21 protein-coding genes are annotated in these 23,769 nt (G+C 46.4%); 13 read left to right on the top strand and 8 right to left on the bottom strand.

The features are described 5' to 3' along the window. The first annotated feature begins 179 nt into the window (after window positions 1-179). The 3 genes from B9N89_RS03965 (at window position 180) to B9N89_RS03955 (ending at window position 4,442) form a co-directional block, all read left to right on the top strand. Window positions 180-2,603, top strand: a complete 2,424-nt coding sequence (locus B9N89_RS03965) for a 3-hydroxyacyl-CoA dehydrogenase/enoyl-CoA hydratase family protein (protein ID WP_132315132.1) — start codon at window positions 180-182, stop codon at window positions 2,601-2,603. A 13-nt stretch (window positions 2,604-2,616) separates the two neighbouring features. Beyond that, window positions 2,617-3,807, top strand: coding sequence for an acetyl-CoA C-acyltransferase (locus B9N89_RS03960; RefSeq protein ID WP_132315134.1), 1,191 nt, complete (start codon window positions 2,617-2,619; stop codon window positions 3,805-3,807). Window positions 3,808-4,088: 281 nt separating this feature from the next. Beyond that, on the top strand, window positions 4,089-4,442 hold the full coding sequence (locus B9N89_RS03955) for a response regulator (protein WP_132315136.1): 354 nt from the start codon (window positions 4,089-4,091) through the stop codon (window positions 4,440-4,442). 72 nt (window positions 4,443-4,514) lie between these two features. Here the strand turns inward: B9N89_RS03955 and B9N89_RS03950 are convergent, their stop codons facing one another. Further along, the gene (locus B9N89_RS03950; protein ID WP_132315138.1) at window positions 4,515-4,988 is read right to left on the bottom strand and encodes a histidine biosynthesis protein HisIE; all 474 of its coding nucleotides are present in this window, start codon (window positions 4,986-4,988) and stop codon (window positions 4,515-4,517) included. 438 nt (window positions 4,989-5,426) lie between these two features. Next, the gene (locus tag B9N89_RS03945; RefSeq protein WP_132315140.1) at window positions 5,427-7,595 is read right to left on the bottom strand and encodes a hypothetical protein; all 2,169 of its coding nucleotides are present in this window, start codon (window positions 7,593-7,595) and stop codon (window positions 5,427-5,429) included. 211 nt (window positions 7,596-7,806) lie between these two features. On the opposite strand from B9N89_RS03945, the gene B9N89_RS03940 reads away from it, so the two are divergent. Further along, complete coding sequence (locus B9N89_RS03940) at window positions 7,807-8,874, top strand: quinone-dependent dihydroorotate dehydrogenase (RefSeq protein WP_132315142.1); 1,068 nt, start codon at window positions 7,807-7,809, stop codon at window positions 8,872-8,874. Between the two features lie 11 nt (window positions 8,875-8,885). Beyond that, a complete protein-coding gene (locus tag B9N89_RS03935; protein ID WP_132315144.1) occupies window positions 8,886-10,427 on the top strand; it encodes an HD domain-containing protein in 1,542 nt (513 codons plus the stop codon). Between the two features lie 11 nt (window positions 10,428-10,438). Here B9N89_RS03935 and B9N89_RS03930 read toward each other — a convergent pair whose 3' ends face one another. After that, window positions 10,439-10,771 carry an FmdB family zinc ribbon protein gene (locus B9N89_RS03930; protein ID WP_132315146.1) on the bottom strand — a complete coding sequence of 111 codons (333 nt, stop codon included), beginning with the start codon at window positions 10,769-10,771 and terminating at the stop codon, window positions 10,439-10,441. Window positions 10,772-10,927: 156 nt separating this feature from the next. Further along, window positions 10,928-11,242: an HU family DNA-binding protein gene (locus tag B9N89_RS03925; protein ID WP_132315148.1), complete on the bottom strand. Its 315-nt coding sequence runs from the start codon at window positions 11,240-11,242 to the stop codon at window positions 10,928-10,930. Window positions 11,243-11,460: 218 nt separating this feature from the next. Here B9N89_RS03925 and aroA point away from each other — a divergent pair, with 218 nt between their 5' ends. Then, the gene (gene aroA, locus B9N89_RS03920; RefSeq protein ID WP_132315150.1) at window positions 11,461-12,786 is read left to right on the top strand and encodes a 3-phosphoshikimate 1-carboxyvinyltransferase; all 1,326 of its coding nucleotides are present in this window, start codon (window positions 11,461-11,463) and stop codon (window positions 12,784-12,786) included. Window positions 12,787-12,817: 31 nt separating this feature from the next. After that, window positions 12,818-13,537 (top strand): (d)CMP kinase, encoded by a 720-nt coding sequence (gene cmk / locus B9N89_RS03915; protein ID WP_132315152.1) that lies wholly within the window; start codon window positions 12,818-12,820, stop codon window positions 13,535-13,537. A gap of 32 nt (window positions 13,538-13,569) precedes the next feature. Here cmk and B9N89_RS03910 read toward each other — a convergent pair whose 3' ends face one another. Both B9N89_RS03910 and B9N89_RS03905 read right to left on the bottom strand, forming a co-directional pair. Then, the gene (locus tag B9N89_RS03910; RefSeq protein ID WP_132315154.1) at window positions 13,570-14,490 is read right to left on the bottom strand and encodes a hypothetical protein; all 921 of its coding nucleotides are present in this window, start codon (window positions 14,488-14,490) and stop codon (window positions 13,570-13,572) included. Between the two features lies 1 nt (window position 14,491). Next, window positions 14,492-15,847 carry a hypothetical protein gene (locus B9N89_RS03905; RefSeq protein ID WP_132315156.1) on the bottom strand — a complete coding sequence of 452 codons (1,356 nt, stop codon included), beginning with the start codon at window positions 15,845-15,847 and terminating at the stop codon, window positions 14,492-14,494. A gap of 205 nt (window positions 15,848-16,052) precedes the next feature. On the opposite strand from B9N89_RS03905, the gene B9N89_RS03900 reads away from it, so the two are divergent. Beyond that, on the top strand, window positions 16,053-16,502 hold the full coding sequence (locus B9N89_RS03900) for a hypothetical protein (RefSeq protein WP_132315158.1): 450 nt from the start codon (window positions 16,053-16,055) through the stop codon (window positions 16,500-16,502). 6 nt (window positions 16,503-16,508) lie between these two features. Here the strand turns inward: B9N89_RS03900 and B9N89_RS03895 are convergent, their stop codons facing one another. Continuing rightward, entirely contained in the window at window positions 16,509-17,207 is a 699-nt protein-coding gene (locus tag B9N89_RS03895) for a uroporphyrinogen-III synthase (protein WP_132315160.1), read from the bottom strand. Window positions 17,208-17,290: 83 nt separating this feature from the next. On the opposite strand from B9N89_RS03895, the gene B9N89_RS03890 reads away from it, so the two are divergent. The 5 genes from B9N89_RS03890 to B9N89_RS03870 all read left to right on the top strand — a co-directional run bounded on the left by B9N89_RS03890 (window position 17,291) and on the right by B9N89_RS03870 (window position 23,042). Then, complete coding sequence (locus B9N89_RS03890) at window positions 17,291-18,085, top strand: ABC transporter ATP-binding protein (RefSeq protein ID WP_132315162.1); 795 nt, start codon at window positions 17,291-17,293, stop codon at window positions 18,083-18,085. Between the two features lie 143 nt (window positions 18,086-18,228). Next, window positions 18,229-19,140, top strand: coding sequence for an HAD family hydrolase (locus B9N89_RS03885; protein WP_132315164.1), 912 nt, complete (start codon window positions 18,229-18,231; stop codon window positions 19,138-19,140). 8 nt (window positions 19,141-19,148) lie between these two features. Beyond that, on the top strand, window positions 19,149-20,495 hold the full coding sequence (locus tag B9N89_RS03880) for an MATE family efflux transporter (RefSeq protein ID WP_132315166.1): 1,347 nt from the start codon (window positions 19,149-19,151) through the stop codon (window positions 20,493-20,495). Between the two features lie 149 nt (window positions 20,496-20,644). Then, on the top strand, window positions 20,645-21,820 hold the full coding sequence (locus B9N89_RS03875) for a purple acid phosphatase family protein (RefSeq protein ID WP_132315168.1): 1,176 nt from the start codon (window positions 20,645-20,647) through the stop codon (window positions 21,818-21,820). 79 nt (window positions 21,821-21,899) lie between these two features. Beyond that, window positions 21,900-23,042: a THUMP domain-containing protein gene (locus tag B9N89_RS03870; protein ID WP_132315170.1), complete on the top strand. Its 1,143-nt coding sequence runs from the start codon at window positions 21,900-21,902 to the stop codon at window positions 23,040-23,042. A 137-nt stretch (window positions 23,043-23,179) separates the two neighbouring features. Here B9N89_RS03870 and B9N89_RS03865 read toward each other — a convergent pair whose 3' ends face one another. Then, window positions 23,180-23,746 (bottom strand): YqgE/AlgH family protein, encoded by a 567-nt coding sequence (locus B9N89_RS03865; RefSeq protein WP_132315172.1) that lies wholly within the window; start codon window positions 23,744-23,746, stop codon window positions 23,180-23,182. Window positions 23,747-23,769: the final 23 nt, after the last annotated feature.

Genomic DNA, 23,769 nt, shown 5'->3' with positions numbered 1-23,769 from the left:
TGGGTATGTTTGTTGAGCCAGGAAGGGCAGGGCAACTGAGACTTGTTGGGCCAACGAACGGTCATTCAGCCTTCACTTGTGAGGTGTTGATGAACGGTAAGGGGTTTAGCCTGATCGTTGATATCAGTCGACATAAATGCGGGCAGATTATGAATTATCAATTTTAAAAGGAGTTTTGAATGGCCTTAAAAATCAAAAAGGCTGCCGTCCTGGGTGCAGGAGTCATGGGCGCTCAGATCGCGGCCCACCTGGCAGCAGCAGGAGTTCAAACGCATCTGTTAGATTTATCCAGCGACAAAGCACCAGAAGATAAGAAGCTTGCCAAGGCAGTTGGCAAAAACTTCCGATCGACTCCAGCGATTCTCGCCATTGAAAACCTTAAAAAACTTAAGCCAGCGCCTTTAGTATCACCAAGTGTTTTACCAAATATCATTCCGGGAAACTTTGACGACGACATGTCGGTCCTTGCGGATTGTGATTGGGTGATCGAAGCTGTTATCGAACGCATCGATATCAAAAAGTCCATGCTCAAAAAAATTGCAGAGTATGCCCGTACCGATGTACCCATTACGAGTAACACCTCTGGCCTATCCATGGCTAAAATGTGTGAAGACATGGATGACAGTTTCCAGGCTCGATTCTTTGGAACTCACTTTTTCAATCCGCCAAGGTACATGAAGCTGCTTGAGATCGTCCCCCATGCCAAAAACAACATGGAAATGGTTGACGAGCTTTCAGCCTGGATTAAAGAACGTCTTGGCAAGGGCATTGTTTACACCAATGATACGATCAACTTTATTGCCAACCGTATCGGTGTTTTCAATATGCAGTCATCTCTCAAGCATATGGAAGACCTTGGACTCAATGTTGAGACTGTTGACGCCCTTACCGGTAAGCTTATGGGTCGACCACCATCCGCGACCCTTCGGACCATGGATGTTGTCGGCATCGACACCTTCGCTCATGTGGCTCGCAATGTTTATGACTACGCTCCTGAAGATCCCTATCGCGACTGGTTCCTACCACCTAAATGGATCTCTGAGCTTATAGAGAAGGGCCACCTAGGCCAAAAGTCTGGCTCAAAAGGCGCCTACATGAAAACCAAGGACGGTGGAAAAACTAAGATACTCGCCTACCGCCCAGAAAGTGGTGACTATGTTGAGCAGGCTCCGACACTTTCTCCATGGATGGCTGAAGCAAAGAAGATGCCTGACACCATCGAGCGTTTGAAATTCGTCTTGAAGCAGGATGATAACAATGCTCAATTTTTATGGCGTATTTTACGAGATAGTATGGCCTATTCAGCTATCCTCCTTGAAGAGATTGCTAACAATCAGCCGTTGGCTGTTGATAACAGCATCAAATGGGGCTTCAATTGGGAGTGGGGCCCCTTCCAACTATGGCAAGCTCTTGGTCATGACGAAATACTTGACCGTATGGAAAGCGATGGGGTCAAGCTACCGGATTGGGTTAAGAAAGGGATCGAATTCTATAAACCTATGCCGAACTCCACGGAGTGGCATATGGAAGGTCCACAATCCCAGTTTATGGGTAAGCAAGGCTCTCACGGCGAGATCCCCAAAGAAGAGCATCTGTACTACCTGCCAAGATTCCAAAACCCCAAAGACAAGCGCGTCGTTCTTTCGAGCAAAAATGCCAGCCTAGTCGACATTGGTGATGGAGTCGCCTGCCTTACCTTCCACTCTAAGATGAACGCCCTTAATAGCGATATTTGTGAGCAAACCATCAAGGCTGTGGAGAAGGTCCAAGCAGACTTTGATGGCCTCGTTATTGGTAACGATGGTGAAGTATTCTCAGCCGGAGCTGACCTAAGGGAGGTCATAGGAGCCTGCAAAGAGAAGAAATTCGAAGAGCTCGATGGCTTCTTAAGACGCTTCCAGGGTGCCGTGCAGATGATCAAGTATGCCCCATTCCCTAGTGTTTCCTGCCCTCAAGGTTTGGTCTTGGGTGGTGGTTGCGAAGTCTCTCTCCACGCCTCTCGACAACTCGTTGCTAATGATACCTTTGCTGGTCTCGTTGAAGTTGGTGTTGGCTTAATTCCTGGTGGGGGAGGTACTAAAGAGCTAGCTCTCAGAGCTTATAAGCAGATGGATCTCACCGAGATGGGCGACCCAATGCCTTTCTTACAAAGAGCTTTCATGCTGATTGGTATGGCCAGAACTTCCACGTCTGGACAGGAAGCGATCGAAATGGGTCTGTATCCTCAGACTGCTGAAGTCATCATCTCTAGAGACCACCAAATCGATCGTGCGAAGAAGATGGTCCTTGAGATGTTTGGCCGTGGCTATATGCCACCGATACCTGCTCAGGGAATCAAAGTGGTCGGTGACCCTGGTATCCAAACCTTTAAAATGATGCTTTACAATATGGTCCAAGGGCGTCAGATCTCTGAATACGATGCATTTATTGGAGAAAAGGTAGCAACAGTTCTCTGTGGCGGTGAAATAGATGGCGGCCAAAGAGTCAATGAGCAGTACTTCCTCGATCTTGAGCGTCGCGTCTTCCTCGAACTATGTACCGAGCAGAAGACTCAAGATCGTATCGAACACATGCTAAAGACTGGCAAACCGCTTAGAAACTAAGAAAGGATCGAAGATGAAAAATGCATATATCGTAGCGCCCTATCGATCGGCTGTAGGCAAAGCCTTCCGAGGTACCCTCCGTAGCAAGAGACCTGATGATCTTTGCGCCGATGTGATCAAGGGAGTTTTGGAAAAAGCTGGTGACTTCGATCGCAGCTTAATTGAGGACACTATTGTTGGCTGCGCCATGCCAGAAGCAGAGCAAGGCATGAATGTGGCTCGTATAGCGGCTCTTCTTGCCGACCTGCCAGATGTCGTGGCCGGTGTCACAGTCAATCGTTTTTGTAGCTCAGGGCTTCAAACCATCGCTATGGCGGCTCATCAGATCCAAGCGGGAGCTGGAGACTGCATCTTAGCTGGTGGTACTGAGTCCATGACAATGGTTCCCATGATGGGCCATAAGCCTGTTGGTAGCCGAGCGATTATGAGTGGTCAAGATAAACGGCAGGAATACTATCTTGGAATGGGGCACACGGCTGAAAACGTTGCAAAGGACTACAAGGTTACTCGGGATGATCAGGATGAGTTCGCCTACCAATCGAACATGAAGGCTTCAAAAGCCATCGCTGATGGCCTGTTCAAGGATGAGATTGTACCGGTACCAGTGGAGATTCGTCGCCCCGGTAAAGACGGAGTGCCTCAGGTGGATACTGTGACCTTCGATACCGACGAAGGCCCTCGGCCCGAAACAACAACAGAAGCTCTTGGTAAGCTAAGGCCAGCTTTCTTAGCTGGCGGCACTGTGACTGCTGGAAATGCGTCACAGATGTCGGATGGTGCAGGGATGTGCTTAGTGGTCTCAGAGGAGTTTTTGAAGACCCATAATCTGACACCTGCGGCTCGTTTCTTAGGATTCTCTGTGGCAGGGGTTCCCCCTAGAGTTATGGGTATCGGGCCAATCGAGGCAATTCCCCGCGCTCTTAAGCAAGCTAAGCTAACAATAAAAGATATCGAGCGCTTTGAGCTAAATGAAGCTTTCGCTTCTCAGGCTCTCGCTGTCATTCGAACCTTAGATATTAACCCTGAAATCGTGAACCCAACCGGCGGTGCTATCGCTCTTGGTCACCCTTTGGGAGCCACAGGGGCAAAGCTTACTGCTACTTTGATCCATGGCATGAAACGGGATAAGCAAAAGTACGGAATTGTTACCATGTGCATTGGCAATGGCATGGGCGCAGCCGGTGTTTTTGAAAACTTATCTTAGGGTTTATTGATTATTCTAAAACCTAGATAAATCATCGTTTCGTATTATCGTAGCCCCGAATCTATTCGGGGCTCTTACCCAGCCTCAAGCAAGCCGCAAGTCCTCTAGAACCTGATGTAATAATTGTGTTAATATAAACCAATGGCTAGCTGCGCTGATCGGCTGTAAGACAGTCAGAATTGATGTAGTTGACACCTAGCCTTTAGAAAGTGTGAGATAATAGTTATACTTTCTTCAAAGGGTGCTCATTTGCTACTGAACTCTATCTAAGAGGTAACCGCATGCCTAAGATTCTCATCGTCGACGATGAAGTAGATATCTGTGAAATGATGTCATTTACCTTCGATAGTCACGGATTCGAAACCTTTGTTGCCCACGATGCTGCGGCTGCATTCGAATTAGTAAAAACAGAAGACCCCGACCTCGTCGTCAGCGATATTCGTATGCCCAAGGGTGGCGGTATGAAACTTCTCGAAGATATCAAGAACCATAATGCAGATCGTCCTAAGGTGTTTCTCATCACCGGCTATAGCGACAACACCCGCGAAGAAGCCATTTCAGCAGGGGCTGAAGATGTTCTAGCCAAGCCAATAAAGCTTCAGGAGTTAGTTGAGAGAGTTACAAGTGCGATTTGAAATACGATCGATAAGTCTAAGAAATAAAAAAAGCGCCTATCATTGATAGGCGCTTTTTAGTAGCGATAAATTTCACTCTTCCTCTGCTGGAGCTGCTGCCTTACGACGGGTTGTTCGTCTTTTAGTAGCCTTTTTCTTAACTGCCTTTTTACGGGTCGTTTTCTTCTTGGCTACTTTTTTCTTAGTGGCCTTCTTCTTTGCTACTTTCTTCTTAGCTTTTTTCTTAGTGGCCTTCTTCTTAGCAGCTTTCTTCTTAGCAGCTTTCTTCTTAGCTTTTTTCTTAGTGGCCTTCTTCTTTGCTACTTTCTTCTTAGCTTTTTTCTTAGTGGCCTTCTTCTTAGCAGCTTTCTTCTTAGCTTTTTTCTTAGTGGCCTTCTTCTTTGCTACAGTCTTCTTAGCTACTTTCTTCCGAGTAGCCTTCTTCTTAGCTACTTTCTTTTTTGCTTTTTTCTTCTTAGCTGTTTTCTTCTTAGCTACTTTTCTCTTAGCTGTTTTCTTCTTAGCCGTTTTTTTCTTTGCCCCGGCCTTCTTCGTGGTCGCTTTCATACTCGAACAATCCTCCTAAATAAAGTAAATATGCGTCCCACACGGGACAACGAGAGCGGAACTCTCATAAACACACCTTGCTAGAAAAACCATTGTGCTGTCTCAATGAAAATGTTAGCACAAAAATAAGAGGATAGAAAATATCAGCGAACTCCTTACTTCCTCTTTGTTGACAAATTTATCGGAGCCATATTTATTTCCTAAAGGAAGCCTTCACAAATTTTTCCTGCTTTTATAGGCTCGAACCATCTTTAGCTTTTTTTTCTTTTTTATTTTTAGCATCTTATAGCCCAAAAGTGGTGCTTTAAAGTTCGGATTATTTTTCCTTTTAATTCCTCGATTTACTAGAGAATTAATTTCATCAAACCGGTAAGCACATAAAGAAGGATCCTAAGTTGATGCTTGCTAAGAACTGCTGCCTCTCACTAAAGCACGGTCTTATTCGTGAGATAGAGCACCATTGCGGCCTTTAAATAACTCAAGTGCTGCTCTCGCTTTCTCTGACATGACGGGATCATGAGAAGATTTATTTTTTTCAGAACTCTCTTCGTTTGTAGGGATGTTCTTAGACCTTATCGCCTTAGAATAACCGACTCCTAGCTTGATCAGCATCTCTGCCAGATCTCTATCGTAAAGTATAATCAGCAAGTTACAATGAGGAGAAAGGGTTTCTATCTGCCTTATGAACTCTAGCTGACCCTCTTTCGCCATAGGTTCAAGCGCAAAGATATTCAATGGTGAAGAGAGCGCTCTTAAACTAAAAACCTCCTCATTCTGAAGAGTTTGGGTATCATCATCTAAAATTTCTGCAAAGGCTTCGCATTGGTCAACCATTGAAAAGAAGCGATTCCAATTTTTGGCACCAATTTCTGTATAGGGAAGATCTAGCAGTGAGAAGTTTTTGCGCCATTGACTCTCACATTGCTTGATCGAAGTCTCATAGTTGCGGCGTAGGCTTTGGAAAAAATCAACCTTCGTGATAAGTTTCCTAGCCTTGATCAATTGATCTTCTTTCTTACCCTTGTATTGAACCAAACTTCTCACTTCGGATATCAAAATCGAAACCTGATCAAGATCGCCTGACTTCTGGCTGCCTGTAAGCGCTCTCCAATCCAAGACAATCTTTTCTAACTTTTTGAGTTTATTCCGATAGCTGGTGAGTTCTATCTTGAAATCTTTTTTCTGCGAATAGAGACTGGAAATCTGACCTAGATTGCTGATCAAGTTGAGCATCGACTTAAGATTCATGGCAGGATCGAACTGATAGCGTTTCGCTATGACAAGCCATTCGTCTTTTGCCTTTCCGCGCTCCTTCACAACTTTCTCATAACGTTCCTGAATTGAATCCAAACCTTCGGTGTAGGATGTTGTCATGACTTCTAAATTTGAACACATGGAGCCCAATGCTCGTAGAACCTGATCCACTGCCGATCTACTTGAGTCTAAAATATCTGGTCTTGGACTTGGAATTGCATGAGCATTTTCACGCTCACCGAAGAGCTTTTTCAGCATGCTCTTATCTTGATTTTTAGACTGCTGCTCTTGTTGAATCGTCTGACAATGATTGGTTAACGATTGTAGTGACTGCTCGATTTCGCCCAAGAGGCGTTTATCTTCAGATAGAAACCCCCTCATAGAACGAATATGTTCCTGGAAGAGAGGCTTGACCATATTTTCTACGTGACTGAAAGAATTCCGATAACCTTGCTCTAGCTTTTCATAAGCCTGGAGGCGAGCCAGGGAACTGATCACTTTCCCCCAATCGATCTCTTGATCAAGGGTTGGTAGCTGGAGGATTTGATTTTTTTCGCAAATGCTACTGAGCTGCTTGTGAGTCCGCCTCAATTTTTGTTTCATCACATCAAACGACCGAGAGGGATCGTTGAGAAACTCGGCATCTTTCTCAAGTCGTCGGAGCAAATTCAACTCTTGCTCTAGTGTTTCCACTACGGTGCTATCGATTTCCTGAAGAGCACCATATTTTTCCATAAGCAGGTTCAGGTGCCTGCTGCTTTCACTCCATTCCGTCAATAAGCTACGTGACTTGCGAGCGAAGCTCACTAAATTAGGTAGGGATACTTTATGACTAGAGGTAAGAAAACCAGCACAGGCTCCTATCAAGTCGTCGAGTTTTTTCTGACCTCGCTCATGAAAAACTCTCGCAACCTGGCTTTCCTTACCATCCCGTTGTGCTGTTAGCCCACCTTCCTGGTAGCTAATTTTATAGATGTCAAACAAGACGCTTTCAGAATCTGGCCCATCAAGGAGGGCCTCCCTAAACTGCTGTTCACCATCAGACTCCATAGCTTGCCGATTTTTACTAAAGCGAGATCGGTCTCCCCGACGCTCTAATTGCCACTGATCGCCATTGCTATCCACAAGAAAGAGAAGAACTGCCGTTATGGGTGAAATGACACGGCCAGTCAGGGCATAAAGAAGGGCCGACTTCAAGTGTTCGGGGTCCTGACCATCGAAGTGAATCACCACATTTCGAAACCGCGACTCGGCATTGTGAAATCGATAGGTGTAGGTATTCGTATCGTGTTCCAGCTGATACTTTATGCCGCTTAGAAACAAAACAGCCTCCCAATCTAAGATGGGTTTCATTGAAAAATTTCAATATGATAGCGTCTATATCTCGCGCCCGAAAGGGCGTGGAGCTGGTGGTTCACCTCTATTATAACCCATTTCAGGCTACTGTGTGACCCGACAGATTATTGACGGATGTAGGGTTTACCGAAGGAAAATAGATACTTTGGCTTGCTTGTCTGGATGGGAAGCGTTATTGAATAAGCGCAATCATGGGAAAGGACGACATATGCCAACAGTCTCAAGAAGTTTTGCCACCAAGCTGGGAAGTTTTGGAACAGCCTGCCTTCGGCTTCTCCCCGCCGAAACTGCTCACAACCTAGGTATCAAGTTGCTTGCCTCCCCAATGTTTTCATATTTGCCCAGACCCAATTTGAGCCCTCTTTTTGAAAACATGACAAGTCATGTCCCCGGTGTTGGTAGCTTACCCCACCCCATCGGCTTAGCTGCTGGGTTTGATAAGCACTGTCTCGCTCCCCATGGATTTTCTAGACTTGGCTTATCGTTTCTTGAAGTTGGCACCGTTACGCCAAGACCCCAAGAGGGCAACCCAAAGCCACGGATGTTTCGTTACCCCGAGCAGAAAGCCATTATCAATCGCATGGGATTTAATAGCCACGGCAGTGAACGAGTTCGGGAGCGCCTACAAGAGCTCGACTGGGATCACAACCAAACCCCTCTTGGCGTTAACATTGGCAAAAATAAATCCACTACCGAGCTAGCAGCTATAGAAGACTTTAATCACGGGCTGCAAACATTTCGTGGTATGGCCAAATACTATGTGGTGAACATATCATCCCCAAATACAGCTGGTCTACGTGATTTGGCAAACGACGAGTTTCTAAAACAGTTAGCCAAAGATAATCAAGATATCCGGGAGAAGATCTGGTTCAAACTCGATCCCGATATGAGTCGCGTTAAACTCCAATCATTGATTGAAACTATCTGTGACGCTGGGTTTCAGGGGGTTATTTTAAGCAATACTCATAAGGTCAGTTGGCCCGAAGCGGGAGGGCAATCCGGGCACCCACTCATGAGCTTATCAAACCGCAGTTTAGAGTGGGCTTATCAGGTGCACCAGGGTCAATTACCAATGATCGCCTCAGGTGGTATTCTATCTGGAGGGGATATTTTGCAAAAAATCGTCCGCGGTGCGTGCGCCGTTCAAATATATTCAGCACTGGTATATCGAGGACCATGGGTCGTGGCGAAACTTCTAGAAGAGCTGAAAGCAGAAATGGACGCTCAAGGAATTCAATTCCTGTCTGATGCTATCGGCACTCACTATCAGGCTTAAGGAACCAAGGTATGGGATTAGAAATTGTCCGAAGAATCCGAGGCAACGTTCACGGTAGCATTGATATCAGTGAACTGGAAGATGCCGTCATCGCTCACCCCTACTTTCAAAGGCTACGTCGCATCAAGCAATTGGCGTTTTTGAACTACGTTTTTCCAGGGGCCACTCATACCCGATTTGAGCATTCATTAGGCGTCATGCATTTGGCGGGAGTTGCTTGGAGCAAACTCCTTGCTAACCAAGAACGGCTCTACAACACTCTGATCCGCTATGGTGAATTTGAGGAAATGGAAAAACGTTCCACTGGGAAGGATGGTGTGATTCATGGTCGCATCTCCCCAACCTTTTCGTTGATGGGCAAAATTTTCCAATCAGACTATATTCTGCAAGCTCTCCGGCTGGCAGCCTTGCTACACGATGTAGGGCACCCCCCATTTTCTCATAGTGGCGAGCGCTTCCTACCATCATGGACCAAACTAAAGGAAGATAACCCCGATCTATCGCCTTACATCAAAGCCTACGTCGAACGAAAGATCCAAGAGTTTGAAATCCGAGGTATCGATCCCAGTCAGCAATCGGTACGACACGAGATCTATTCGATCCTGATGATCGATAAAATACTCAGTCACGTGTATCTAAAAAATCCTGCTCTGAATATCAAGGTCGACCCTCAAGATGTGATTTCGCTTATCAATCCTGGAATTCCACCAAGGGAAGGCTCAAAACTGAAGGAGTACCAAGCCTACGATCTGTGCCGCGAACTCATTTCGGGGGAGCTTGATATTGATCGAATGGACTATCTGCTTCGCGACTCTCGGGAGTGTGGTGTAGTCTACGGGGTCTTTGATGTGGATCGCATTCTCGATAGCCTTTGCCTCTATCACGACGACGAGGACCAGAAGCTACATGTTGCCATCAATCTGTCTGGGTTAGCTGCGTTCGAAGACTATCTTAGAGCGCGCCACTCCATGTATTTGCAGCTCTATTTTCATAAGTCTTCCGTATCTGCGGAAGCAATGATGCAGCACTTAGCTAACAGGTTGAACTACTGGCGATTGCCAGCAGGAGTGGAGCGTTACTCTAGGATTGATGAATATAATATTGGCGAAACCTTGATGTCGGCAGCTAAAGAGCACTTAAGTGAATCAGAGTTGGTGCTGTTTAAGAAGAAAGTAGACGACTTGCTCTACACCCGCAAACTATGGAAGCGAGTCTTTGAGCTTTCTGGGCCGCGAACCACGATATCAGAAGAACATATTTCTTTCGCTGCTAAGCTGCTCGCTGATAAGAAGATTCCATTTGAAACCATCTTTTCAGGCAGCTCGTTGACTAGGTTTAGCCCAAGAAGGGCCAATCAAAAAAGTAGCAATTATCTGCGGCTGATAAAAAAAGATGAGAAACAGTTTCCTAGAGTGGTGCCGATTGAAGACTACAGCGATGTGATCACATCCAATCGAGATATCGTCATTCACCGGATCTACGTCGAATCGGAGTTCGATGATGAAGGCGTCTTCTTGCCAACCAAAGCTAAAAATCTACTCATGAATGACTAGCGGGCCCTCAGCTACGTGGCGCCTGCCTTGGATTCACTGCTAGTTGACTTTGCTGGCTTAGCTTCTTTTGGCTTTGATTCCGATGATGGGGTAGGTGACTTGTCTTCAGCCTTTGTTGAGCTTGAACTGTCAGCTTTTTCATCTTTTTTGCTTTTATTAGACTTGCCATCGTATCCCTCGGAATACCATCCCCCACCTTTCAGATGAAAGGCCGCCGCACTCATGATTTTAGTCAATGACTCAGCACCGCATTCTGGGCAAATGCTTGGGTTTGGGTCAGACATTTTCATGCGAAACTCTGAGACTGACTGACACTCCCCACACCGAAACTCGTATAATGGCATCGCTAACAGCTCCTCTTAAGCCAGGTAATTCAACAGGAGAAATTTGTAGCTGGAGTGTCGTTTGTCAAGTGACGGCCTGCACTTTTTGAAGAAACAGAAAAAGCCCCGTTATCACCGAGGCTTGGCAAGCTTATACCCACGCGAGGCCAGAAGACTCTAGTCTTCTGAACCCTCGGCCTGACTTCGACTAAGAAAAGCTGAGTCGACGCGTTGCTTTAGCTCTTGGCCTGTCTTCCAAAAAGGTAACCTTTTAGGGGGAACAGTGATCTGCTCTCCAGTTTTAGGGTTACGACCTTTGTAAGACTTGTATTCTCGAACAGTAAAAGCTCCAAATCCACGGATTTCGACACGGTCTCCGTTGGCCAAAGTTTCTGTGACACCATTAAAAAACAGGTCTACAACTTCTTCAGCTTTCGCAAGGGTTATGTCCGCTCTTTCTGCGAGACTTTCGATTAGCTCTGATTTTACCATGGGTATCCCCTTAATTAGTCTCTAGCCTCGTCGATTATTTTACCAAGACCTTTATGATATTGGCAACTTATTACCTGTATAATCATAGCAGCCTAGCTTTTTTTATGTAGTAAATTTCGTAGGCCCTACGAATATACGGTGCATAGTGCCTTGACTAATGCTAACAAAATGGCATCATTTGTCTATTTTTCGAGGATTTCCTTCTCCCGAGGCCCATCATGACCCAGACAATCAAGACCATCACGCCACTCCAAGATCATGGCCAAACTGTGGAATCCCTCTGCGGCCGCGACAAGTCTTTGACCCATCGAGCGATCATGTTTTCCTCCCTAGCTTCAGGGAAAAGTACTATTTATTCTCCACTGTTAGGGGCTGACTGCCGATCCACAATGGATTGTTTTCGAGCGCTGGGAGTAAGCTTTAGCATCGAAGACGACAAGATTTTGGTGAGTTCACCGGGATGGCGAAACTTCAAAAATCCTAAGGAAGATCTTGATTGTGGAAATAGTGGCACTACAGCAAGGTTGCTTACTGGCCTATTTGCATCCATGCCTGGATTACGCTGCACCCTCATTGGCGACGAATCTCTTTCAAAGCGTCCGATGGGCCGAGTCACGGAGCCACTAAGAGCTATTGGCGGGCACTATGACGGACCCGACCACGGTCAAACACTGCCACTAACGATCGAGGGGCAAGAGCTACGGGCTGCCAAACATCATATTGACAAGGCGACAGCCCAAGTCAAATCTGCAATATTGTTGGCTGGTTTACAAATTGATGGGCAAACAGAAGTTTCACTTCCAAAAGGCTCACGGGACCATACTGAAAATATGCTTCGCGCATTGGGAGCTGACTGCCAAACCTCCATTAAGGGTGACGTCGAAACGGTCCGGCTGCAAGGTCCATTTACCATTCCTTCAGGTAACTATCATATTCCCGTAGACCCTTCCTCCGCAGCATTCTTTGCAGTTTTGGGATTGATACGCCCCAAAGGACGGACAGTGATCCAATCGATGCTGGATAACCCCACTCGTACTGGCTTTTTTGAAGTACTGGGGCGGATGAGCGATCGGCTTTTAAAAAAACCTAGCGAATCATCCGATGTTTCCGTTGAGCCCACAGTGGATCTTGAGGTAGAAGGTAGCTTTCCAATTTCCGGAGTGGAAATTGAAGAGGCCTTAGTCCCAACTTTAGTCGATGAAATACCTATTTTAGCTGTCGCTGCGGCATTCGCTAAAACCCCATCTCATTTTAAAGGACTCGGTGAATTGCGCGTCAAAGAAAGTGACCGACTGGAGAAAACCTACGAGCTGCTCACTTTGGCTGGCTGCACCTGTTCGATTCAGGGGGATGACCTTTTCATCCAAGGCGGACTTTCCCAATCCAAGGTTTTCACCTACGATAGTGAAGGCGATCACCGCTTAGCTATGGCAGGCGCCATCATGGCTAAGTTTGCCCAGGGTCCATGTAAGATCATCGACCCCGACTGTGTTGCCGTAAGCTTTCCCAATTTTTACGAGGAGCTCGATAAATTTGAATCCTGAAATTGCAGCCAAGGCGAAAGAGGAGTTGTCCATGAAACCTTCCGTAGGGAAAGGCAAAGAACGGTGTAAGATCGTAGCAGTCGATGGTCCCGCTGGCTCTGGAAAAAGCAGTGTCTGTGCTATGGCCTGTCAACAACTGGGCTGGACTTATGTGAATACTGGCTTTCTCTATCGCTCTATAGCTCTGATTTGCAGACGCCAAAATGGATCATTTCAAGATTCTGAATTACTTCGGTCGATCGTGCGCGATTTTACAGAAAATCTTAGCTGGGACCCGAAAGCCGGGAAGGTTTTTTATCTTGGCGAAGATCTCAGCGATGCACTCTATACCGACCAAGCTGGTAAAGATGCGAGCCTCATTGCTAAGAACCCTGCAGTTCGGGAGGAACTCCTGCCACTGCAACGAAAGCTCTCTCTCCAATCACCCATAGGTGCTATTGTTGATGGACGCGATATCGGAACTGTGGTGTTTCCAGACGCAGACTTTAAAGTTTTTATGACTGCTTCCATTGAGGAACGCGCCAAGCGCCGCCTGATCCAATTGCAAGGTGGCCCTGATAAAGAAACGGACCGTAGCAAACTGGAAGAGATTAAGTCCAGCATTGAAGCAAGAGACAAGCAGGACGCTGCCCGGGGCACATCCCCACTGAAGCAGGCGGATGATGCTTACTTCTTCGATACAAGTGACATCTCAGTAGAGCGAGCCGTTGCCAAACTCGTTGAACTTATCAAAAGCAATGTCACCTCTTAGGGAAGTTTCATTCAGAGACACCTAATTCTAAGTTAGTTAAGGTGTTCCTGGCGAAACTTACTGACCTTCAAGCCTGGCCGGGCTAGGCTGCGACTCAATCGCTTTCGCGACCAGGCCCGATCTTTCGCGACATCCCTCACCACAGTATCCAGCTTCTGATTTGCCTTTTCTAAACTTTGAGACAGGGCTGCCTGATCTTTCTTTAGAGACTGTAATTCCAAGCCTTGCTGCTCGACCTTTTCGACTAAACTGATCAACAATGTTTCAAGCCTTTTTTGCCTCACAAGACCATCGTCGCCAGACTGTTTCCTTCGATCTTCAGCACCTTTGAAAAGCCCGGAAAGTCGATGAACTTCTAGATGCAGAGACTCTTGAACATCGTGGATGAGGCTTAGTTCTTTATCTACCTTCGCCTTATGCTTATGGGTCAGACTTTGAACCTTGAGTAGGACATCCTCTAACTGGTCGATACGGCTGCATAAACCTTTCATCAAGGCATTCTGCTCTCGTGCTGTCTTCTCAAATAGCCTCTTCATCAAGCTTTTTTCTGACAACTGGCCTTGCAGCACATCTCGCTTGAGCTTTTTTGCCATGTCCTGCCAAACAAATTGGCTTTCTAACTTAAACTCATTCCATTGATCAGATAGGCTATGAATCGCCTTCTCCATCACCTTTGAAGAACTCTGGCTGGTAGCTGTGGCTCGGGTCCAAGACTTATAGTCTTCCAAATCCTTTACCCGGTAAACCGGCCTGATATAGCGATCTTTGCGAATGCGTCCGACCCGGAGTTCCCGACCAGATATCTGGGTGAGGCGAGATCGTTTGATTCCAAGGTAATCCATGGCCTTATCAGCATCGATCGCAAAGTCTTGGATGAATTTTTCATCTCCTTGCAGATAGACCACCATAGGTAGATCACGGAGTGTTTGTGATCCTGGGATACGATGTTCCATGTCAAATCCTTTTAATCTTAACTTGCCAATCACTGAGTGTTTTGAAGGCTTCGATGATTTTCGGGTCCTTACGATTCTCAAAGAATAATTGAAATGCCATGATTTGCTCCCCTTTGCTAAACTTGGTCAAGTCAAAAGCCAGGGCTAGGTTAACCGGACTTTGCCCCAAAGGCAAAATGTCATCATTATCACGACTTTTCAGCTCATCAAATGACTTGTTGTCCAAGTAGACTTTTGGAACGTTATTTTCACGGAGCATCGACTCTGAAGGTCTCAGCTCAACATACATCATGCTATCACTGCCGACCAAACTTGCCCAGTAGAGTGCCTTGAGTGGTCGCGCTCTCAACAAACCTAATAGCCCTTTATCACGATCCATAGCGTGATCCATATTGGTCTTAAATTCATATTGGCTAGGATTTTTAGTGAAGCCAAAACCATAATAGAAACCCGAACCATCATTCAAATTCTTGGTTCCATCTATGGGATTATAAATAATTGCAGGTAAGATCACCGAATTACTAAAAAAGCTGACTTCGGTATACATGCCTACTTCAAAATTGAGATTTAGAAAGGAATAGAAGAAATTGACGCGAACAATGGTTCTCACCGGCCCCGTTTTGTACGCTTCTAAACTTGAATTCACCGAGCGGTGGTTGGCATCTACGGTTAGAAAGTATTTGAGGTCCGCCTTCATATAAAAAGTCGATGAATCGATCATTCTCACAGGATCTTGATCATTGCGAAGCATATCGATATGTTTGACTACAAGATAATTTTTCTTATCAAAGACGTACTCATATCGAGAGGTTTTGATTAAATCTTGATCAAGATTAAAAACCACATATTTCTTCGTGCTTAGCTCAGGAGCCCCTGAGAAAAAAATACCTAAGTAGACCGCACCTTCCTTTACAGACTCATCGCTGTTTTGGGCAAGTTGAAAATTTATTTCAAAGACGATTTGCGGCTTGGGCCCATTCCATCGACTTGGAGGAATCTTTGGCCCGACATCATCCCCCATTAACGATAACTCGTCGATATGGTCAAAATAACCATTAGACGTTTTTATATTCGGCTGCACCCCCTGATCGAGCACATAGTCGCCGACTTCGTTAACTTCATCGATCTGAAAGGGAATCGGAACTGCTGTACCATCTGCTGAGCTACGATAAAGTCGATAAAAGTTGAGGGGGTAGCGGGATGCACGAGCGATGTCTTTGGCTTTGATCACAATCGGCGCTCGGTGAATCTGTGCCCAAAGGGTCTGTGGCCAAAAACCAACAGATATCAAAGTGCCCATCATCAGTGCTAAAATCAAGATTCGCAAATAGACCCCATGGGCTGCAATCCTTACCAAAAACCGACTCCCCTCATCCGCTTATCATGCTGATCATGATAGCATTATGGTGCATTGGGGCTTAATTATGAAACCTATTCTAACATAGTTGCAGATTAAGACCGGCCGCAGCTAGCTGTTTTTTTAGGCTTGATCATAAGATTTGCTAAAATTTAAGTTATCAGTCCGAATCCTTGATTCTGCCTTGCTTTGTAGAGGTTACACGATGCTGCGAAACATCACATTTTACTTGATCACCTTACTAGCTTGGCAAATGGCCCCTGCCCGGGCTGAGAGCAACATTCAAATGACTTTACCAGTCCGTTGGGAACTCACCCGAACCAATCTAGATGCCGGAGCTGCAACGGAGTCCGAAACATATGCTGAAGATTGGTCTCTGCTACGCCATAGCCAACTTGGTCTTTACATCGCATCGCCAAGAGCTCAAGTACCCGTTTATCCGTTCGATACTCCAGATGGTTTAAGCCAGATTCCTAGTCAGGTGGTAATCCGCGAAGATCATCTGTGCCAACTCCTAGGGGTTCCGTTTGATGATGAGAGTCCCATGATACCACTTTTGATCTTCACACTTTCTCCAAGCCACGGGATCTTTCCCTACACCATTACGACTGCCAATCAGGGAAAGTTAAATGTCAGCTTCAGGGTTCAATATTGAAGTTGGTCAGGAAAGACAAGCTTCGGCCTTTTTCACCAACGAACTTAAATTCGTTTCGTCGGCGATGATCGGCTGCTCGTGGCTACGCTCGATCTCATCAGCAGTGCTCGGTCCCAACGCCACAAGATCCCAGGCTCGCCGATCAAGTCCGTTTTGCTGGACAAGCTTAAACCATGCTCGGACTGCCGATGGGCTTGCAAGACAAACAACTCCACCAATTTTCAGTCGCGGATCTTCTGCTAGCCCATCATGGTCTTCAGCCTCCGTGCGATAGATGGGGTAGTGAACGCAATCAACACCTTGACTTTTTAACACATCAGCGATGGGGTAGGCTGACTTTTCAGCACTTAAAAAAACATGGGTTCCAGACTTTTCCCTAAGCGCTTTGATTAAATCTGGCATCATCGCTTGGGCCCGGTCCCCTGGTAGCAGATTCACAGCAAACATTGCCATTACCTGGGCCACCCGTGAGCTAAATGTATATATCTGCCGATTTTGGAGTCTGGCGACGGCCTCAGGGTTATCCAGCAACAGCTTCGCTCCCTTAGGGCTGGTGATAATCGCACCATCACCAGTGGGCCAGTCGCACAGCGGCAGTGCCACCTGTCTCGTCAATGGCAGGTGCATGACTGAAGAAGGATCGGAAAACAACTGTCGATCCCTAGGCCAATCGGCCTTGGATCGCGTCCAAATCAAGGTTTTCACAACAAGTCACTCATATAGACATTTCCAATAGTGGCTAATTATGGCACAAAAAATCATTCAATGCGGCGCAAGAAGGAGGGCACTTGATATCACTGCAGCAAGTTGGCAAGTCCTATGGTTCAGCTAAAATTCTCGATGACATCAGCTTCGAGGTGCAGCCTGGAGAAAAAGTCAGCATTCTCGGTCCTGGTGGATGTGGCAAGTCGACCCTTCTCAAACTCTTGTTGGGCCTAGAAAAGCCCAATAGCGGTTCAATATCACTCCTTGAGAGAGATATGGTCCATGCTTCGGAAAATGAAAAGCAGGAAACCTTAAGACGGGTGGGCATGGCATTCCAGCAAGGAGCGCTCTTCGACTACATGACGGTGAACGACAATATTCGGTTCGCCATGGAGCATATGACAGATCTTAGCGATGATGAGATGGAGCAGGTGATCGACGACTTACTCCTCAGCCTAAAGCTTCCCCGGACTAAAACCATGTTTCCCTACGAGCTATCAGGAGGCATGAAACGTCGCATAGGCATAGCAAGAGCTTTGGCTACAGACCCTGTTGTCGCCATCTTCGACGAGCCAACATCGGGTCTCGATCCCGTTACATCTACAATTATCTTGAATATGATCAAGGAATTAGGCCAGAAGGATGAGTCCCGCACCTTGCTTATTTCCACATCATCCGTAGAAATTGCCATTCGCTTCGCCGACCGTATCATTTTGATCAACGAAGGAAGGGTGGTCGATGATGGGGACTGGCGTAAGATGATGATTGACGGGGATGATTGGGTGCGTCATTTTTTATCTGTTAGGCTCATTGGAATCGATATCGAGTATGCCCGTGAACTAGGTCTGCCCGATGAATTTATCAAAAAGCATTGGTGAGACTCTTATGAGCTTGATGTGACCTAACAAACCATGAATTTTTAGGATTCCACTAGGTAACATTTTGACTTTGCGGCAAAACGTGCTATAGAAATCATCCATTTCCCATCTACCAAGAACCTGTATTGACTGAGGTGGCGACTTTGACAAGAAAATACGAAAAACTGCTCGTTCTGGACATCGACAACACAGTGTTCGACTGGGTTAGCTATTACGTAGCCTGCCTCAACGAACTGTTTAGTAAGGTGGAAGATATCACAGGAGTCCCGGTTGCGCAGCAAGCCCTAGAATCGAAAAAAGTCTTTGAGGAACAGGGCTCTATTGAATACCCTTTCTTGATTCAAGAGCTGCCATCCATCGCTGCCCACTATCAAGGGGACATCGATCGCATGTTAAGCGAAGCGGTGGAACCAGGTCGCCTAGCTTTCAAAGATATGGCCCAGAAGCATTTAACTGCCTATGATGGTGTACTAGAAACGTTTAAAACCATCAAGGATCGCTGGCCACACTTCCCTATCATTGCGCTCACCGATGCACCACGATATGTGGCTATGTGGAAGCTGAACAAGTTAGGAATCTTACACTACTTCGATGCACTTTATGGTCTTTCAGATCCTCGTATCCCCACTGACCCAGAAAGCAAAAAAGTCAAGGTTGCCCCTGAAATTTTATATAAACACCTCCAGCAATCAGCCTTCGACTTTAAGGGAATCGTTCGCACCCTTCCCGAAGACTATGAAAAACCTGGAACTCGCGGCTTAAAAACCGTTCTCATGGATCACGACATGGAAGGCCACTTCGATCATGTTCTTTGGGTTGGTGACAATCTCCGTAAGGACGTGGGTCTCGGTAGGTCTCTTGGAGTCCGAACTGCTTGGGCTCGCTATGGAACTCAGATTGAACCTGAGATTAAAGACGCCTTGTTGCAATTTTCTCCCGAGCTGAATGTTCACAAGAATGTATCTCTCGATCCAAAATCAGACGCCTCCCCTGAACCCGATGTAATTCTCGACTCGTTTTCAGAACTTGTGGCAGCCATCGACAAACTCATCTAGAAGAGATTATGTTCCCAGGAATCTACGAATTTCGCCGCCTGATCATGTTAGCTGTTCCCGTGATTCTATCCCAGGTGGGGAACATTTCCATGGGGCTCGTGGATACCTACGTTGTCGGCAAAGTTAGTGCCGAGGATCTAGCGGGAGTCGCCGCTGGAAATAGCCTGGTCTGGCCACTTCTCATTGTTGCTATTGGTCTGCTGCTTGGCATTGACACGATTGTCTCTCAATCATTTAGCCGGAGAGATTTCAAAACTATCTATCAGTGCCTGGGATTTTCTTTTCTCCTCAGCCTCACCCTATCATTGCTACTCATTCCTGTTATTCTTCTGGCTGCCGACTACTTCTATCTCACGGGAGCAACCCCTGCTGTGGTGGAGAAAGCTGTTCCGTACATCAAAGTAGTCGCCTTTAGCACACCATTCTTGGTGATGTTCAACTGCTTGCAAAAATTCTGGCAAGCTATGGAGATTGCAACCCCTGTCACGATCATTATCGTAGTCGCCAACATTTTAAACTACGTCCTTGATGAGGCATTCGTCTTGGGTCGCTGGGGATTCCCAGCCTTAGGCTCCGAAGGGGTCGCCTATGCAACCCTCATTGGCCGGGTGTTTATGTTCCTAGCGATTCTTGGTCTTTCCTTCTATCTATGGAGCAAGCAAAAACCAGCTTTCAGACCGACACTCGCAACCCTACTAGGATTCGATAAAGTTCTTGCCAAGCTCTTTCTCAAGCTCAGCATCCCCGCTGCTTCCCAAATTGGTCTTGAGGTCGCTGCGTTCAATGTTATGACCTTGATCGGCGCTACACTAGGAGCGAAGCCTTTAGCAGCCCATCATATTGTCCTGAACATTGCTACAACGACTTTTATGTTTCCTATGGGCCTATCCATGGCCACTTCGATTCGAGTGGGCAATCACTGCGGCCTTCAGCAGTATCAGAAGGCAAGCCAGGTGGGTTTTTTAGGAATTAGCCTGGGTGCTATTGTTATGGCTCTCTTCGGTCTTATTCTCTTCCTTTTTCCTGAGACACTTATAGGACTATTTACAGAGGATTCCGAAGTCGTCTCTATGGCTCTCACAGTCATCGGGCTTTGTGCCTTATTTCAAGTGGTTGATGGCATTCAGGTGGTATCCGGTGGAGCCCTTCGCGGGTCTGGCGACACTAAAACTTCACTGTATGCAAACCTTGCTGGATTTTACTTCATTGGATTTCCGGTTTCCATCCTGGCCTGCTTCACCTTCAATCAGGGGCTTTGGGGGCTTTGGTTAGGGCTTGCGACCGGCCTGCTGCTAGTGTCTATCTTTAACACCCTAATGTGGTATAAAAGAGTCAAACGCCTCCAGGAATCTTAACTTTTTAAGTTCTTTCTCTATTCTTTACATCTTTAGACTTGATACCCAGAAATATAAATTTTCCCCTGTCTTCCCCATATTGCCTTGAGAGCTATTGCCATTGCTGGCAAACTATTGAGTATAGCAAATACATTTGGAGATTAAGCAGCATGAGGCTATTCCTACTAGCCTTAGGGGCTTTGTTGTTTTCATGTGGACCAAAAGAGAACGTGAAGGGTTTTCAAGTCCGTGTAGTTTGGCTAGAACAGCCAAGCACTGAGGCCACCATCGTCTGGACTCAAAATGATGGGGACGAAACAGCTATTCCGACTCTGAGCTTGCAGGCTGACTTATTGCAAGCAATTGAGCCTCACGCGGTAGTCTCCCTAGCTCAATATGAAAACCCAAACCTTTTCGAAACCAAACAAAACCCCTACACGGCAAGAGCTATTTTCAAGAACCTTATGCCGAATACAAAATACTATCTCCAGGTGGCCACCAGTAACAGTGAGAGCCCCATCTACCAATTTCAAACAGCACCCGATCACGACGACTACGGCTTACTATTTGGCGGTGATTCGCGATCTAACCATGATAATCGACGCTTTATCAATCGATCCATTCGAGACATTCTAGCGAATCAACCAGAGATCATCGCCTTTGTTCATGGCGGTGATTATATCGCTGATGGCAACGATTGGCGGCAATGGCAGCTTTGGCTGAACGACTATGCACTTACTACTTTGGAAGATGGTCGCCTCCTGCCCATCATTCCAACCCGTGGTAATCATGAAACCAATAAAACCCTCTACAATCAAGTTTTTGGTTTGGACCCCGAGCATCCCGGTTATTTTAAAACAAGCATAGGCAGCCTAGATCTGATCACTCTCAACTCGGAAGAAAGCGTGATGGGTCTTCAATACCAATGGCTTGAGCAAGAATTAATGCAGTCGCAAAGTGCTGGCCAGTGGACCTTTACAAATTATCACCGTCCAGCTTACCCTGCTGTAAAGCGAGCAAGTGAAACTAAAAAGTGGGTTCCTCTGTTTGAAGACTATGGAGTGAGATTAGCATTCGAGTCTGATGGCCATACCTTCAAAAAAACTCTTCCGATCTTCAACGATGAGGCCGATGAGCAACGAGGCATCATCTATGTTGGCGAAGGCGGCCTTGGAGTGAAACAGCGAAGCCCAAAACACGATCGCTGGTATTTGAAGGATGGTGGGGTTGCCTTTAAAAAGCACCATTTCCTTCAAATGACTCACCAGGGGCGCTCATTCAAGATCCAAGCCCTTGATGAGACAGGCCAAAGTTTTCATGAATTTATCATAGATGAGAGGCGTTAAATGGTCAGTCCTCATTAACTGTTGAGATTCATCTCAAAATGATGCAGAAGGACTCTGAACTACGATCTGGAGATCTTCTGTGAATCAAATTGACCTTGCCCTATTCTGTGCCGAAGGCCTAGCCCCGTTTCTGCGAAAAGAGCTTTCCCTTCATCATCGGCACGGAACTACTATATCGCCCTCTTGTGTGGTCCTGCGGGATTGCCCCATGTCCGAAATCGCTTATCTCAATCACTACATAAGAACCTGTGAGAGTGTCGGCCTGGTTCTTTTTGAGACCCAACTATCATCTTTAGATCAGCTGAGGGATCAGTTGCTTGAAGTTGAGTTCAGCCGCTTTTTTGCCAATGATCGGGTTTTCGCTGTTAAAGGCTTTCGCTTCGGTGACCACCCCTTTATTTCTGTTGATCTGGCCCGGGCGACAGCATCAGGAATGTCACGTTCTCTACTAAGGGATAAGATCGTTGCTAAGGCCAATCTACGAAATCCAGATATTGACTTCCATGCCTGGCTTTTTCAAGACCAATATATTTTAACCTTGAATACTACGGGGATCTTTCAATCAGAGTCCATGCAATTGCCATTTCAGCACCAAGCTCCGATACAACGGACAATCGCAGCAGCATTGGTCCTTGAATCGCAATATTTTACCCATAAGAGATTCTTTGATCCTATGTGTGGTGGTGGAACCGTAGGGATTGAAGCTCTCGCCTTGGAGCAACAGCTTTCCCTCGACCGCTTTCGTTCCCAAGACTTCGCATACAAGAATCATCATTATGCTACTGAGATTCCGGGTAAACCCGAAAGTCAGTGGACAAAACCAGGAAAGATGCGAGACGAGTCTCTGATCTTAGCCGACTCTTCGAGAAATAAGGTCAAGGGAGCGATCGAAAACCTGCAGTATTTTGGCCTCAAGTCTGAATTTCGACTCTACCGCGGCAATGCAATCAAGATGAGTTACCTCGCTGATGACCGAGATATTCCCAGTATTATCACCAATCCTCCCTACGGTATCCGAGTCAAGAACCCCAAGGATGTCGATATTCTCTATCAGGAGTTTGCCAGGGCTGCCAAGGATCGAAACGTTCAAGAGATTGTCGCTATCACACCACGCAAGCGGGCTTGGATTGCCGCTCTGGAAGATGTCGGATACGAAATTTCGCTTATCCAGCCTGTGGATTTTGGAGGTCTACCAACCTCCATCATGAAAGCCAAGAAGTAAAATATGCCCACTAGTGCCTAGTCGATTCAAAGCCTCGGCGTTGTTGACTTTGTCACTCGCTTCGTCACCGTACCCAGGACCTACTGTCTTCTCGCTCACTCCCTGTCGCCTAGCCGAGAATTCAACTTGCCTAGGCACTAGTTAAGGTAGGGCTGCACCGTGGGTGCGATATCCATAGGATTGACACCAATTCTCCTCATAGACTCGTCCCACATCTTCTGCCATGGTGTATTGAAGATTAAATCAAAGCTGGTATCAATTTGAATCCACGCACCAGCCTTCATTTCATTTTCTAACTGTCGCTGCCCCCACCCTGCATAGCCAATGACAAAGCGATAGGAATACAGCTCCAATTCATGGGTTTCTCGATGGCTTTCGATAAGGCCCTTCATCGCTCGTTCCGATGAGCTGATTCTGACAAAGCCAATTTTCGATGAGGCGTGTTCATCTGGGCGATTGTGAATGACCACCCCTTGCTCAGTACCCACTGGCCCGCCATACCAAGAAGGAATGTCTCCAGGGATCGTAAGCGAAACATCCTGCAAAACATCTCTTACGGAAAAAGGAGAGGGTCGGTTAATGATAAACCCCATTGCCCCATCGTCGTTATTTTCAACGAGTAGGACCACTGACTTCACAAAGTTGGGATCTTGCAATTGTGGGAGTGCTATCAGTAAACTTGGACTGCTCAGGGATTGACTCATGAGGGGCTCCTTAGGAGAGGTCA

It is taken from the genome of Pseudobacteriovorax antillogorgiicola (assembly GCF_900177345.1).
Classification (GTDB): Bacteria; Bdellovibrionota_B; Oligoflexia; order Oligoflexales; family Oligoflexaceae; genus Pseudobacteriovorax; species Pseudobacteriovorax antillogorgiicola.
Note: the sequence above shows the minus strand (reverse complement) of the source record. Positions and strands in the feature narration are given on the sequence as shown.

Bases quoted from the DNA above. Each gene is read 5' to 3' on its own strand.
- B9N89_RS03965 (WP_132315132.1), top strand. From the start codon at position 180: ATGGCCTTAAAAATCAAAAAGGCTGCCGTCCTGGGTGCAGGAGTCATG.
- B9N89_RS03960 (WP_132315134.1), top strand. From the start codon at position 2,617: ATGAAAAATGCATATATCGTAGCGCCCTATCGATCGGCTGTAGGCAAA.
- B9N89_RS03955 (WP_132315136.1), top strand. From the start codon at position 4,089: ATGCCTAAGATTCTCATCGTCGACGATGAAGTAGATATCTGTGAAATG.
- B9N89_RS03950 (WP_132315138.1), bottom strand. From the start codon at position 4,988: ATGAAAGCGACCACGAAGAAGGCCGGGGCAAAGAAAAAAACGGCTAAG.
- B9N89_RS03945 (WP_132315140.1), bottom strand. From the start codon at position 7,595: ATGAAACCCATCTTAGATTGGGAGGCTGTTTTGTTTCTAAGCGGCATA.
- B9N89_RS03940 (WP_132315142.1), top strand. From the start codon at position 7,807: ATGCCAACAGTCTCAAGAAGTTTTGCCACCAAGCTGGGAAGTTTTGGA.
- B9N89_RS03935 (WP_132315144.1), top strand. From the start codon at position 8,886: ATGGGATTAGAAATTGTCCGAAGAATCCGAGGCAACGTTCACGGTAGC.
- B9N89_RS03930 (WP_132315146.1), bottom strand. From the start codon at position 10,771: ATGCCATTATACGAGTTTCGGTGTGGGGAGTGTCAGTCAGTCTCAGAG.
- B9N89_RS03925 (WP_132315148.1), bottom strand. From the start codon at position 11,242: ATGGTAAAATCAGAGCTAATCGAAAGTCTCGCAGAAAGAGCGGACATA.
- aroA (WP_132315150.1), top strand. From the start codon at position 11,461: ATGACCCAGACAATCAAGACCATCACGCCACTCCAAGATCATGGCCAA.
- cmk (WP_132315152.1), top strand. From the start codon at position 12,818: ATGAAACCTTCCGTAGGGAAAGGCAAAGAACGGTGTAAGATCGTAGCA.
- B9N89_RS03910 (WP_132315154.1), bottom strand. From the start codon at position 14,490: ATGGAACATCGTATCCCAGGATCACAAACACTCCGTGATCTACCTATG.
- B9N89_RS03900 (WP_132315158.1), top strand. From the start codon at position 16,053: ATGCTGCGAAACATCACATTTTACTTGATCACCTTACTAGCTTGGCAA.
- B9N89_RS03880 (WP_132315166.1), top strand. From the start codon at position 19,149: ATGTTCCCAGGAATCTACGAATTTCGCCGCCTGATCATGTTAGCTGTT.
- B9N89_RS03875 (WP_132315168.1), top strand. From the start codon at position 20,645: ATGAGGCTATTCCTACTAGCCTTAGGGGCTTTGTTGTTTTCATGTGGA.
- B9N89_RS03865 (WP_132315172.1), bottom strand. From the start codon at position 23,746: ATGAGTCAATCCCTGAGCAGTCCAAGTTTACTGATAGCACTCCCACAA.